This window comes from Streptomyces sp. CB02980 (genome assembly GCF_014451325.2).
Taxonomy (GTDB): Bacteria; Actinomycetota; Actinomycetes; order Streptomycetales; family Streptomycetaceae; genus Streptomyces.
In genome coordinates, this window is the sequence record NZ_JACSCH020000024.1 from 29,221 (window position 1) to 42,325 (window position 13,105).

Below are 13,105 nucleotides of genomic sequence, written 5' to 3' on the forward strand. Positions count from 1 at the left end.
CGGCCAGGAGAACTCCATCTCCGTCCGTGAGGTCCTGGACGTCGGCTCCGGTGACACCTACACCCAGGACCTGCCGGGACAGTCCTTCGACATCACGGACCTGCCCAACGGCACCTACTACATCCAGGTCCTCGCCAACCCGGCCAAGCGGCTGAAGGAGACCAATCTCGACAACAACAGCGCCCTGCGCAAGGTCGTCCTCGGCGGCACTCCCGGTCGGCGGACCGTCACCGTCCCCGCCCACGACCTCGTGAACGCGAACTGACCACAGGGCGATCCCCGCAGTACCCGCCGAGCCGGCCCCACAGGGCCGGCTCGGTCGTCATCCGGAGCAGCTCTTCGATCTCGTGCCGAGGGTCGCGCAGCGGCAGGCAGCGGGCGAAGAAAGTGCGGTACAAGAAAGAGACAGGTGACGAACCGACTCCCGGTACGACCACCACTTGAGTCACCCCCAGAGGACGAGGCGCCTGGCGAAGTCGCAGCCACGATCCGATGATCGGAAAGACACTCCCTAGCAGTTCTCGCTGATCACGCTCTCCAGGTCCGACAGGGTCACGCGGTCATCCTCGATCTTCTTCCTCAGGTGTTCCAGGGTTTGCTTGAGGGCGCTGATCTGCGCCTGGTCCGGGTTCGCTTGCGCCTCCAACTCGGTGATCCTGTCCCTGAACTCCTTCGCGCGCTCCTTGCTCTTGTCGATGCTCTTCTCCAGCTCCTTCGCCAGGCGCTTCATCATCTGGCAGGGGGACTCCGGGGCCGGTGGCGGGTTCATCTCGGACTCCTTCTTCGTCGCGCCCCGCCGTCGGGGCTGTCGACGGCCAGTATCGAAGCCTCCGGCTGACCGAACCCGGCGAAGTAGCCCGTCCGGACCAAGGTCCGCCCGTCCCGCCGGCGTATGGCCGGCCGACGACGGGATGACAGAACCCTCACGACACAGCCACCGCCGCCACTCTTGTCCGGCTCGTAGGATCGCCTGGACAGCCCCCAGGCTGACTTCTTCCGCCGGGCTGTGGTCTTCTTGAGGGGTCTTCTTCGGGACTGCCTGCTTCTTCGGCTTCGGCATCTCGTGCAGATCGCCTCGCCCCGCCGCAGGTTTCGCCGCGGCGCTCGCGGGCGTCGGAGGAGACTCTCCGGTGGACGCCCGAGGTCTCACGACCTGGTGCGCAATTTCCTCGCGCACGAGTCGCCCCGCGATCTATCCTCGCGGCCATGACGTCACATGACGCGCCTGCAGGCTCCCGGATCGCTCCCGGTGGCACCGGGCTGGTGATCCGGCAAGAGACCGCTGACGATCACCGGGATGTGCGCGAGGTCCATACGCGCGCCTTCGGTGACAGCGATCGGGTTCCCGGGCTCGTGGAGGCACTTAGGGTTGCGGAGGCTGCATGGGCGCCGATGTCTTTCGTCGCTGTCGTTGAGGACCGGGTCGTCGGGCATGTCCTGCTGAGCGCGACGCGGTTGGACGCCCCGCGCCGGATCGTGGACGTCCTGTCGCTGTCACCACTGGGCGTGGTCCCGGAGTTCCAGCGTCAGGGCATCGGTACGCAGCTCATCGCCCACGCCCTCGAGGCGGCCGACAGCCAGGGTGTGCCGTTGGTGTTCCTGGAGGGTTCGCCGCGCTACTACGGCACGCGCGGCTTCGAGGGTGCCGGCGCGGTGGGCTTTCGTTCGCCGTCGCTGCGTATCCCTGAAGCCGCGTTTCAGGTCGCCCGGTTGTCCGCTCACGAGCCATGGATGACGGGCACCTTCGTCTACTCGGAGGCTTTTTGGGCCTTTGACTGCGTCGGCCTGCGCGACGCCGAGGACTGAGGGGCTACCCGACTCGACCTGATCTGGCCGGGCCTTGGTCAGCTCGACCTGCCGCCCACCGGCCGGGAAGGCGCTGGTTCGTCTCAGGCAAGCGGCGGGAGAACACCCACAAGTACACCGTCGCTTCCGGCAGCGAGGGCCGTCTGCTGTGGCCCCCGGCGCCCACCGGAGCGCCGGGGGCGACGTACAACCGGCGGGGTCACACCAGACCCGCCGGGGAGACGCAGGACCTCCGGGGCGCCCGACGTCGCCCACTGACGGGCTCCGGCTCCCCCTGAGGCGGCCCGTACCGTCGCCGCTCATGCCCTTGCTGTGGTCACTCGAGGATGCCCAGGCCTTGGCCCATGAACCTGGTGAGCCTTTCGCGGGTCATGTTGGGCTTCCTCAAGAGCTGCGTCAGTCCCCGGTCCAGCCCGAGCCTACGGACCATGGTGATCGCCCGGTCGGGGACCCGATCCGCCAGCACGCCGAGGTTGTCGGGGCCGGTGTCCGGGTTGAACGTCCCTCCCGCGGCCATCGGCAAGGGGATGGTGGCCGCGCCGCCGGTGATGCGGGGACTGCCGCCCGGGAGGGGCGGGTTCGGTTGCCGGTCGAGGGCCAGGACATTGAAGATGTGTTCGGGATTCCACCGGGTGGGTTCGGCCAGGAAGGCGAACACGAACTCGTCGAGATCCCGGACAGAGATCTGTTGTCCGGTTGGCGCGTCTTCCGTGTTGCTGCTTTGGATGAGCGCTTCGACGATGGGGAGGGCGGTGTTCCTTCGCAGCCCGTCATCGCCGCCGGCGTAGGTGTGCATGCCGCCGTTCGGCGGGAAGACGTAGTAGTGGTTCGTCCCCTGGCGCCCCACGCTGTAGGTCCGTCCGAGGATCGTGAAGTCCCTGCGTTGGCTCTCCTGCTCAGAGCCGGTGGACGTGATGCCGACGGCGGCGAACCTCGCCTGTTCGCGGCGCAGGATTCGCAGCTTGGGCGTGAAACTCCATTCGTTCGCGCCACCGACGGTGGGTGCTCCGGCCTCCTGTGCCGGTGCGGGCGTTCCCGCCTCCTCCGCGTCCTGCCTGTCGATATGACGGCTCAAATGGCGGTACAGGTCTTCGACCACCGAGTGCATGGCCACCCAGAGCAGCGCGTCGCGGGCGTCCCCCTGGGAGAACGTGTAGTTGATGTCCGAATCGACCATCGACGTGAGGAGGGGGCGAAGCCAGGTCCCCGCCTCGAAGTTGGCGGTGGTGAACCCGGCTGCTTGGGCGGCCTGGAGGAGGGAGTCGACGTCGTTGTACGACTGGCCCCCGGCCGTCACCATGCGCTGCACCTGAGGAGCTGCGGCCTGCGTCCCGGATCCCGCCGGAGAGGTCGCGCCGCTGTCTGGAGCGTATGCCGCGATCGACGCTGCTGGGCGGCTGAGCGCGCGGGTGGCATTGGCTTCGGCTTCGCGTTCGAATCGGTCGGAGGGGTCGGAGACCTTCAGGCCGCTGCCGTTGTCGGTGCCCGCCACCGGCCCCTGGCGCTGCTGGATGACATGGGTGAGCTCGTGGGCGAGGGTGTGCTTGTCCGCGCCGCCGTCGCCGATGACGACGTGGCTGCCGCTGGTGTAGGCGCGGGCGCCGACTTCGGCGGCGGAGGCGCGGGCTTCGCTGCCGTCGTGGATGCGGACGTCGGAGAAGTCGGCGCCGAGGCGGGCTTCCATCTCCTCTCGGACCGGTTCGTCGAGAGGACGGCCGCCTGCGTTCAGCACGTCGTGGACGGCGGAGCGCTGCACGGCGGCGGGCGGGGCGGTCTGCTGGTGGCCGCATCCGGCGCCGTGCCGGTGCTGCTCATCTCGCTGCACGGATGGCTGGGCGTAGGGGTGTCCGGAGAGCTGCAGCATGCGCAGGACCGCGGCGTTGCCCGCGGCGCGCTGGAGTGCGAGGAGCCCGGCCTGGTCCCCTGGGGCCGTCTCCCGGGGCACCGGGGATGGACTGCTGGTGGTCTGGTCGACCTGGCGTCGGTGTTGTTGCAACTGACTGCCTTTCAAGAGGAGCGGACAAGGCAAGACGATCTGCTCGCCCCGCCCGTCGCCAGGTCCGTTGGGGCAGACATCGGGCAGACATCGAGGCACGGATGCCGTCCTGCCGGGCACCGGGGCGGAATGAGGTGGAGGGTTCGGCTTGCCGCTGCGGCATGCGGGGGAGTCCTGCCGCCTCCCTCGACGCCTCGACGGGAACCGTCGGGTGTGTCAAGGTCGGCGGCCCTTGAGGCCGGTGTCTGGGACGTTGGGGTGGCCTGGGGTCGGGTGGGCGGCGTGGTTCCTGCGTGGGCCGGAGCTGCTTCCTATGGTCGGGGCAGGTACGGCAGCGGGTCGGCCGCTCAGATCTGATGGGGAGTCATGGCACGTACGACGGCAGGGTCCGGAACGGTGACGTTCGCGCCTTTGAAGGGGCGTGCCTCGCGCCGATGGGCCCGTCGGCTCGCCGCCGCGGTGGGTTTCGTGGCGCTGTGCACGCTCCCCACGACGACGGCGGGCGCGGCCCCGTCGCAGGACGGTCGTCCCCCCGCGCATGCGCCCCTGTACGTGTCCGACTACGGCAACAACCGGGTCGTCGCCCTGCCCGCGAGGGGCGGCGATCAGGAGACCGTGCCCTTTGAGGGTCTGGTACGGCCGACGGGCATGGCCGGGGACGTGGCGGGCCGCCTCTACGTGTCGGACACCGGCAACAATCGCGTGGTCGTGATGGCAGCGGACGGGGGCGGCCAGTCCACCGTCCCCACCGACGGCCTGTCACGCCCGCTGGGGCTCGCCCTGGACCGGGCGGGGAATCTCTACGTCGCCGACAGCTTCAACGACCGGGTCGTGAAGGTGTCCGTGGCCGACGGTACCCAGACGACCGTACCGACCGCAGGGCTGCTGCACCCCTGGGGGCTGGCGCTGGATGCCGCCGGGAACCTGTACGTCTCCGACTTCGTCAACGACCGCGTCGTCAAGGTGGCCGGTGACGGGAGCGGCCAGTCCACGATCCCCACCGTCGGCCTCTCCCAGCCGACCGGACTGGCACTCAGCGCCGCGGGGGACCTCTACATCGCCGACAGCGGCAACAACCGCGTGGTGAAGATCGCGGCGGGCGGCGGCCAGACCACCGTCCCCACCAGCGGTCTCAGCGACCCGCTCGGTCTCGCGCTCGACGGCTGCGGCGGTCTGTACATCGCCGACGGCTTCAACAACCGGGTGGTCCGCGTCCAGGAGACAGGTGGTGGCCAGACCACCCTCCCGGCCACCGGCCTGAACACGCCGACGGGCCTCGCCTTCCCGCCGATGGGCACCCGCCCCTGAAGATCACGATCCGGCGCCTCCGGGCCGCGCGCAGCTGCGCGCGTTCGGCAGCGTAGCGCGGACGCTTCGCCGGTCGGCGGACGACTTGCTCCCACCGTCGTCAGTCGCGCTCATGTTCCCGCCTGTAAGGCCTGAATGACCGCCCTGGAGCCGTGCTCCAGCAGCCGCCTGTGGCTGACGTTCGCGTGCCCCGCGCGTCCGAACGTATGCGTGACCCACCGTGAATTGGCTCCCGTGAAGTCCCCACAGGAGAGGCCACTGTGCTGATCGGAAGGGGCCCGTGCCTCTGTGGCATGGGGTGCCGGCTGGACGGGAACCGCAGATCCGGCGAGACACAGTCCGTGCGGGTCGAGGCGCGGCGACGGATGTCGAGCAGCGTGGCAGGCACCGGAGATGCGTGGTGCGATGGAAGAACAGGGAAGCCGACCCGTAGGCACCATGCGTGCCAGACGGGAGGAGCGATCATGGCAGAGAACAAGCCGCTCAAGGCCCGCGACATCATGACAGCGGGTACACAATGTGTCGGCGAACACGAGTCCTTGCATGACGCGGCGAAGATGATGCGGGACATTCAGGTGGGTGCGATGCCCATCTGTGGTGATGACGACAGGCTGATGGGTATGGTCACCGACCGCGACATCGTCATCGAGTGCGTGGCCGCCGGGGACGACCCCGCCCAGGTCGAGTGCGGTTCCCTCGGCGGCGAGCTGCACTGGATCGACGCTGAGGCGTCGGCGACCGATGCCCTGCACGTCATGGAGGAGAACCAGGTGAAGCGACTGCCGGTGATCGACGTGGAGAACGGACACCGTCTCTGCGGGATGATCTCGGAGGCCAACCTCGCCCAGAACCTCACCGACCAGCAGATCGCCGAGTTCGCGAGCCGCGTGTACGCGGGCGCCCGCTGAGGGCCCGTTTCTCAGGCCGACACACGGCGGACGACGAAGGGACCTGCGTCCCAGCCGCCCGCCGGTCGGCGCCGACGCACCAGAAGGGGCGACCTGGCCCGAGGAGGCCCACGTGTCACAGGTCGCGGAGTCCCTGTACGCCCGCATCAGGCAGGAGGTGTCCGCCCGGGAGGACCGGCTGTGGGACGTGAGCCTCGCGCTGCATCGCGAGCCGGAGACAGCCTACGAGGAGCATCGGGCGGCCCGGCTGCTGGCGGGCGAACTCGAACGGGACGGCTTCGAGGTGGAACGCGGGGTGGCCGACCTGCCGACCGCGTTCGTCGCCCGCACGGGGTCGGCAGGCAGGCCGGGGGCCGGTCCTTGTGTCGCCCTCCTGCTGGAGTACGACGCCCTGCCCCTCCTCGGGCACGCGTGCGGCCACAATCTGATCGCCTCGGCGGGCCTCGGCGCGGCACTCGCCGTGCGGGCCGCGCTCGGAGAGGTCGAGGGGTCTCTGCTGGCGGTCGGAGCGCCCGCGGAGGAGCGCGGCGGCGGCAAGGTCGTGGAGGTGGCGGCCGGGCTGTTCGAGGGCGTGGACGCGGCCCTGATGTTCCATCCGGGTGTCCACGACTGGACGTGGGCGCCGCTGACGGCCAGCGCACAGGTCCGGGTGGGGTTCCACGGCCGCGCCGCGCACCCGACCGGCAGCCCTACGGAGGGAATCGACGCGCTGGGGGCGCTGATCCAGCTCTTCAACACGCTCGGCGTGCTGAGCAAGCGGCTTCCCTCGGGATCGCACGTCCACGGCATCGTGACGGACGGCGGGCGGGCCACGAACATCGTCCCCGAGTACGCGGAGGGCCTGTTCGGGTTGCGCGGGGGAACCACCTCCGCGCTGGAGGAGCTGGTGGAGGAGCTGCGCTCCTGCGCGCAGGGCGTGGCGCTGGCCACCCGTACCAGGGCGGAGGTGACCGACGTGGGAGGGCGGTACGAGCACTTCCGTGACAACGAGGTGCTGTCGGGCCTGTTCGCCGGCCACCTGGGCCGGGCGGGCATCCGGTTGTCGGAGCCCGAACCGGGCGTGTACCTGGGGTCGTCCGACTTCGGGAACGTCAGCGCGCTGGTGCCCGGGATCCATCCATGGGTCGCCATCATGAGCTCGGACGGATCCGGCCACACGCCCGAGTTCGCGGAGGCGGCGGCGGGGCCCCGGGCGCGGCGTGTGATGCCGGCCGCGGCGGAGGCGCTGGCGTGCACGGCGGTCGACGTCCTGCTGCGTCCGGATGTACGGGAGCGGGCCTGGGCGCGGCTGAGGGCGAAGGTCGCCGCAGGGCTGTGACCGGCCCGATCCGCGCGAGCCCGGTCCGGCTGAGGTCGGCCGCACGCCGGGCCCGCAGAAGTCGTCGCGCCCGTGGACGTGGAGTTGGTATGTCTCGGCGATCCGGGCCCGTACGGACTCGGCAAGGCGAGCGTGTCGTCGTAGAGGGCGTGCCCGTGCTGGACCATCCGGCGGCGCCGGCCGTCGAGGGCCGCGTAGACGTCCTGAAAGGGGCGAAAACACCCATGCCCACAGCACGCACCGGGCCGCTGGGCGCTGTGTCAGGCGGAACCGGTCCGCGGGGAGCTCAGCCGAGCAGCCACCGCTGCATCCACTCCGCGGCGGCGCGCCGGAACAGCCGCCGGTTGCCGGCACGCCGGAAGTCGTGGCCCTCGTCGCGCAGCAGCAGAAGTTCCGCCACCAGCCCCCGTGCACGCGCGGCGCTGACGATCTGCTCGGACTCGCCGGGCGGGACGTTCGTGTCGTGCTCGCCGTGCACGGCGAGCAGGGGCACGCGCAGCTCGTCGACGCGGCTCATGGGGGAGAGCGCACGCAGCAGCGCGCCGTCCCGTTCAGGATGGCCGTACTTGTGTGCGGCGGATTCGGCCAGCCAAGGCTCGGTTCCGGCGAAGAACGTGGCGAAGTCCGACATCCCGCACACCGTGATGCCCGTGCGGAAGAGGTGGGGGTGCCACACGAGTGAGGCCATCGTGAGGTAGCCGCCGTACGAGTGACCCATCACGGCCAGCCGCCGGGGATCGGCGAGGCCCGACGCGACCGCGTGGGTCGCACAGTCGGCGACGTCGTCGATCGCGGCGAAGCGGCCTTCACCCAGGTCGGCGTCGACGAAGGAGCGGCCCCAGCCGGAGGAGCCGCGGACGTCGGGGGCGAAGACGTCCAAGCCCCGGCCGAGCAGTTCCTGGTAGAGCGGGTCGAAGACCGGGCGTTCCTGTTCTTCCGGGCCGCCGTGCAGATGCAGGATGCACGGTGCCGGCTCACCGGGGGCCCGGCCGGGGGCACGGTGGTACCAGCCGCCCAGGAGGAGCCCGTCGCGAGCCGTGGCCCGCAGGGGTACGGGCCGTACGGGCGGGAGCCCCCGGGGCACGGACGCGGCGTCGCTCGCCGACCACGGCATACGCGCGGGCGGCGTCGCAGCAGGCACGGACCACACGCCGGGTCGTCGCCGGGAACCCGAGAGCGCGACCACCATGCCGTCCGGCCCCGCGGGCGTCACCCGGGTGACCACCTCGTGCGCCAGCGTCACCTCGCGCGGCGCGGGCGGCTCGGTCCGTCCATCGGTCAGGGGGAGGGTCTCGAGCACGCTTGTCCCGCCGTCGTTCCAGGCCAGGGCCGCTCGCCGGTCGCTCTCCACGAGGGTGAGGAGTTCGAGGTCGCACGCGTCGCGTGCGATCACCACGGCGAGCTCCTTCCGCTCGTCGGCTCCGTCGAGGTGGAGCGCCAGCAGCGCCGCGAACTCCCGTTCGTGGTTGCTGCGCAGCCACACCGTGCGGGCGTCGGACGAGAAGCGGCCGATCCACGGGTCCCCGTCCGCGACGGGCAGCGCGCACGTCGGGGTCTGGTCTGCCGTGCGTACGACGACGGCCTCGCGCCTGCCTCGGGGCCCGCGGCGCAGCAGGGCCAGGCGCCCGTCCCGGCTGATGTCGCACACGCGCAGTGTCGCCGCCTCGGTCTCGTCGCAGAGGAGCTCGGGCGCGGTCGTCCCGGCGGGATCGACGAGATATGCCGTGAGCCGGTCACGGACCGGCGCCGGCGTCCCGACGCTCGCCCCGCCCGGGCGTACGCCGTCGAGGAGGGTCGCGTGCCCGTCGCGTTCCGTCCAGCCGGCGGGGCGGTCCCCGTCGGTGAGCGGGCCGGCGCTCTCACTCACCGGCTCGGCGACCGTCACCGCCAGGGCCGAGCCGTCCGGGGCCCAGCACCCCAGATAGGCCGAGCTCCCCTGTTCCGCGCCCGCCAGGACCCTGCGGCCCGAGCCGTCGGGGCGGACGCAGAGCACGCGCGTGTGGCCGCTCCCGCCAGGGGCCACGGTGTACGCGATCCACTCGCCGCTCGGAGACCAGGAGACCTCCGTGACGTGATCCGGACCGGTGTCAAGGAGGTGGACGTCGTTGCTGCCCACCGGCCCGGTCCAGAGCTGGGGCGCGCCCTCGCGGTCGCAGATGAACGCGACGTGCTCGCCTCGGGGGTCGGGGGAGGGGTACCAGCAGCCGTGGGCCACCCGCGGCCGCGGGGTGTCCCGCGGGCCGGCCGCTTCGGCGAGCGGCTCCGCGACGGGAGCCGTCGACAAGGGCTTGTCCGTCAGTTGATTCCGTGCGTCTGCAGCCATGTCTCCAACAACGCTACTTGCCACAGGGCGTTCGCCCCTCGGTTCGTGCGGTGGTCGTCGGGTGCCGCCAGCAGCGAGGTCACGTACTCGTCGCGGAAGAGCCCGCGTGCCCGGGCTTCCGGCGCGGACAGGGCCTCCCGAACACGTTCGAGAACGGGACCGGCCATGTGGCGGATGGCCGGCACCGGGAAGTAGCCCTTGGGACGGTCGACGATGGTGCGCGGGAGCACGGTGCGCCCAGCTTGCTTGAGCACGCCCTTGCCGCCTTCGGCGAGTTTCAGTTCGGGCGGGCAGGCGGCCGCCAGCTCGACCAGCTCGTGGTCGAGGAAGGGCACCCGCGCCTCCAGGCCCCAGTCCATGGTCATGTTGTCGACCCGCTTGACCGGATCGTCGACCAGCATGACGTGCGTGTCGAGCCGGAGTGCCGCGTCCAGTGCGGTCTCGGCGCCCCGCGCGGCCATGTGCGCGCGGACGAACGCCGAGGACGTGTCGTGGTCGGGCAGCATGTGCGGTTGCAGGATCTTCGCGAGGTCGGTGTGGGAGTGGTCGAAGTAGGTCTCTTCGTAACGCTGGGGCTCCCTTTCCCGCTCGACGCCCGCCAGCGCGGGGTACCAGTGGTAGCCGGCGAACACCTCGTCGGCTCCCTGGCCGCTCTGTACGACGCTGATCTCCTTGGAGACCAGCTCCGACAGCAGGTGGAAGGCGACGACGTCGTGGCTCATCATCGGTTCGCTCATGGCGGCGATCGCACCGCCCAGGGCGGTGGAGATCCGGTCCGACGGCACCATGAGCTGGTGGTGCTCGGTGTCGAAGAGTCGCGAGACCTGGTCCGAGTAGGCGAATTCGTCACCCTCCTCGCCCGCCTCCGACTCGAAGCCCACGCTGAAGGTCGCCAGGTCCTGCTGTCCCTCCTCGGCCAGCAGGGCCACGATGAGGCTGGAGTCGAGGCCGCCCGACAGCAGGACGCCGACCGGTACGTCGGCCACCGTCCGGCGGCGGACGGCCGTGCGGAGCGCGGCGAGCACGGCGTCCCGCCAGTCACCCGGCCCCATCCCGGCGAACTCGCTGCGGCGCGTGTAGGAGGGTTGCCAGTAGCGATGGTCGCGATGCGTGCCGTCCGGCTCCACGACACGGACGGTCGCCGGCGGGAGCTTGCGTACTCCGGCGAGGACCGTGCGTGGTGCGGCGACCGTCGCGTGCCAGCTCATGTACTGGTGCACCGCTACCGGGTCGAGTGAGGTGTTCACCCCGCCGCCCGCGAGAAGGGCCGGAAGCGTGGAGGCGAAGCGCAGTCGGCCGGGCAGCTCGGCCAGGTAGAGGGGCTTGACGCCCAGCCGGTCACGTGCGAGCACGAGCCGGCCCGTGTCGTGTTCCACCAGCGCCACGGCGAACATGCCGACGAAGTGCTGGACGAAGTCGGTGCCCCACTGGCGGTAGGCCTTGATGACCACTTCGGTGTCGGAGGTGGTGACGAAGCGGTGGCCGAGTCGCCGCAGTTCCTCGCGGAGTTGCCGGTAGTTGTAGATACAGCCGTTGAAGGCACAGGTCACCATTGCTTCGCTGTCCGTCATCGGCTGGGCTGCGCGCTCCGACAGGTCGATGATCTTCAGCCGTCGATGGCCCAGCGCGACGGCTCCCTGTGACCACATGCCCCGGCCGTCCGGGCCGCGGGCCGCCATCCGGTCGGTCATGCGCTCGACCGCCGCCAGATCGGGCCGTCCCTCGTCGAAGCGGATCTCACCGCTCAAGCCGCACACCCGGCACCTCCCGGACGGGCGGACACCTGCGCGAGCCTCGAAGACACCCGAGGCGGCGTGGCGCTGGGGAAGACGCGTGTCCGCATGTCTGTTCTCCTCCGCGCATTGTTCGACATCAGCATGGTGTTCTCTCTTCGACCTGCCGTCCGACGGCAGGGGGTCGTCCGCTCGCGACAGGCGAGAACGGCGGCCCGCGTGGCGCCGAGGTCGTTCCGTGTGGGTCGGTGGCGCCGGTGCGTCACCTCCAGTAGGCCTTCGCCGGCACGCCCCGCACCGGGGAGCGGGGCGCCCCGCCCCGCGCGCCCGCCCGCTTGCGACCGCTCCAGTCCTCACCGCGGGTCTCGGCCAGGAACAGGTCCACGGCCGCGAGCAGGTCGTCGTCGGACGCCGCTCGGCGAAGGCGGTGCGCGGCGCTGCCGCGGGCCAGGGCCTCCTCGGCCAGGCTCTGAGCGAGCTCCCAGTCCCCGTACGCCTCCAGCGTCGGGCGCAGCCGGCGAAGCAAGCCTCGTACCACCTCGGGAGCCGACGCGGGCCGACGGGTGGCGGGGTCGATCAGATCGCCCTCCAGGCCGGATCGTGCGGCCCGCCACGTCGCCGTGCGCAGCCATTCGTGCCGGTCGTCGCAGTGGGCCGGCTCGGCGTGGGCGCAGGCGTCGACGACGAGGGCCCGGAACAGGGCCGCGATCAGCACCACCGTCTCGACACGCGGGCAGGCGTCGCAGATGCGCAGTTCGAGCGTCTGCAGGTGGGCGGACGGGCGGACGTCGTAGTAGATCATTCCAGGATCGCTGATGACGCCGGTGACGATCAGCTCGCCGACTGCGGCGTCGTACTCCTCGGCGCCGGTGAAGCATCCGGCCGGTCCCGAGGTGGGCCAGCGCTGCCAGAGCATGGTGCGCCAGCTCGCGTAGCCCGTGTCGGCCCCGAGCCAGTAGGGAGAGCTCGCGGACAGCGCCAGAAGGGGCGGAAGCCATGGGTTGATCGCGCAGAGCGCCCGTACGGCGGTGTCTTTGTCGGGGACGTCGACATGCACTTGGGCGCCGCATATCAGCTGCTCGTCGGCGAGGCGCCGGTACTCCTCCGTCATGGCGATGTAGCGAGGGTCGTCGGTCGCGGGTACGGCTCCCAGTCGTGCGATCGGGGCCGCGCCCGCTGCCATGATCGCAAGCCCCTGAGAGGAAGCGGCGGCGTTGAGGCACCGCCGCGACGCGGACAGGTCCGCGTAGAGCTCGTCGAGAAGCGCGTGTACGCCACTGTTCGACTCGACGACCGACTGGGGCAGCTCCTGTGTGAAGTCGCCCCCGTGTCGGGAAAGCCGCCCGAGTACGGCGTCGGCCCGAGGTATCAGCGCGCCGCTCTCGACATCGATCACATGGAACTCTTCTTCGACACCTATGCGGGCGACCACTGCGACTCCTGTGCGAGTTCGACGATCTTCGGGCCTGTAGTTCGATCCGGCGCGGCGACCCCGTCCGGGCCTGGTGTGCGACTGCCCCATGGGGGCCGATCCAAGCATGTACTGCTCATATGTAACATATTGCGCTCATTGGAGCATCTGCGGCGATGGGGTCGGGCCTCCGTCGTTCGTCCTGCCTGCCATGGCGGTATGCCCGTTTGAGGTGGCAAGCGGACCGGGCACGCCACGACACGAACCTGTCTGTTCCTCTTCAGCGACGCCGAGTGCGCCCG

General features: G+C 70.7%; 10 protein-coding genes. 5 read left to right on the plus strand and 5 right to left on the minus strand.

The features are described 5' to 3' along the window. Positions 1–265, plus strand: a 265-nt coding sequence (locus tag E0F75_RS35175) for a lysyl oxidase family protein (protein WP_267499940.1), incomplete at its 5' end; no start/stop codon positions are given. A 246-nt stretch (positions 266–511) separates the two neighbouring features. On the opposite strand, the gene E0F75_RS35180 is transcribed toward E0F75_RS35175, so the two are convergent. Beyond that, entirely contained in the window at positions 512–769 is a 258-nt protein-coding gene (locus E0F75_RS35180; protein WP_229315047.1) for a hypothetical protein, read from the minus strand. 494 nt (positions 770–1,263) lie between these two features. Here E0F75_RS35180 and E0F75_RS35185 point away from each other — a divergent pair, with 494 nt between their 5' ends. Beyond that, the gene (locus tag E0F75_RS35185) at positions 1,264–1,806 is read left to right on the plus strand and encodes a GNAT family N-acetyltransferase (protein ID WP_229315110.1); all 543 of its coding nucleotides are present in this window, start codon (positions 1,264–1,266) and stop codon (positions 1,804–1,806) included. Positions 1,807–2,122: 316 nt separating this feature from the next. Here E0F75_RS35185 and E0F75_RS35195 read toward each other — a convergent pair whose 3' ends face one another. After that, the gene (locus E0F75_RS35195; RefSeq protein ID WP_229315048.1) at positions 2,123–3,670 is read right to left on the minus strand and encodes a DUF4157 domain-containing protein; all 1,548 of its coding nucleotides are present in this window, start codon (positions 3,668–3,670) and stop codon (positions 2,123–2,125) included. A gap of 498 nt (positions 3,671–4,168) precedes the next feature. Between E0F75_RS35195 and E0F75_RS35200 the strand changes: the two genes are divergently transcribed. The 3 genes from E0F75_RS35200 (at position 4,169) to E0F75_RS35210 (ending at position 7,336) form a co-directional block, all read left to right on the plus strand. Beyond that, positions 4,169–5,110 (plus strand): SMP-30/gluconolactonase/LRE family protein, encoded by a 942-nt coding sequence (locus E0F75_RS35200; RefSeq protein WP_229315049.1) that lies wholly within the window; start codon positions 4,169–4,171, stop codon positions 5,108–5,110. A gap of 464 nt (positions 5,111–5,574) precedes the next feature. Next, on the plus strand, positions 5,575–6,018 hold the full coding sequence (locus E0F75_RS35205) for a CBS domain-containing protein (protein WP_229315050.1): 444 nt from the start codon (positions 5,575–5,577) through the stop codon (positions 6,016–6,018). A 112-nt stretch (positions 6,019–6,130) separates the two neighbouring features. Then, on the plus strand, positions 6,131–7,336 hold the full coding sequence (locus E0F75_RS35210; RefSeq protein ID WP_229315051.1) for an amidohydrolase: 1,206 nt from the start codon (positions 6,131–6,133) through the stop codon (positions 7,334–7,336). Positions 7,337–7,622: 286 nt separating this feature from the next. Here the strand turns inward: E0F75_RS35210 and E0F75_RS35215 are convergent, their stop codons facing one another. The 3 genes from E0F75_RS35215 to E0F75_RS35225 all read right to left on the minus strand — a co-directional run bounded on the left by E0F75_RS35215 (position 7,623) and on the right by E0F75_RS35225 (position 12,824). Beyond that, entirely contained in the window at positions 7,623–9,659 is a 2,037-nt protein-coding gene (locus tag E0F75_RS35215) for a prolyl oligopeptidase family serine peptidase (RefSeq protein ID WP_229315052.1), read from the minus strand. Further along, entirely contained in the window at positions 9,632–11,416 is a 1,785-nt protein-coding gene (locus tag E0F75_RS35220; RefSeq protein WP_229315053.1) for an N-acetylglutaminylglutamine amidotransferase, read from the minus strand. Before E0F75_RS35220 ends, E0F75_RS35215 begins: the two co-directional genes overlap by 28 nt. 238 nt (positions 11,417–11,654) lie before the next feature. Further along, positions 11,655–12,824: a glutamate--cysteine ligase gene (locus E0F75_RS35225; RefSeq protein WP_229315054.1), complete on the minus strand. Its 1,170-nt coding sequence runs from the start codon at positions 12,822–12,824 to the stop codon at positions 11,655–11,657. Positions 12,825–13,105 lie beyond the last annotated feature (281 nt).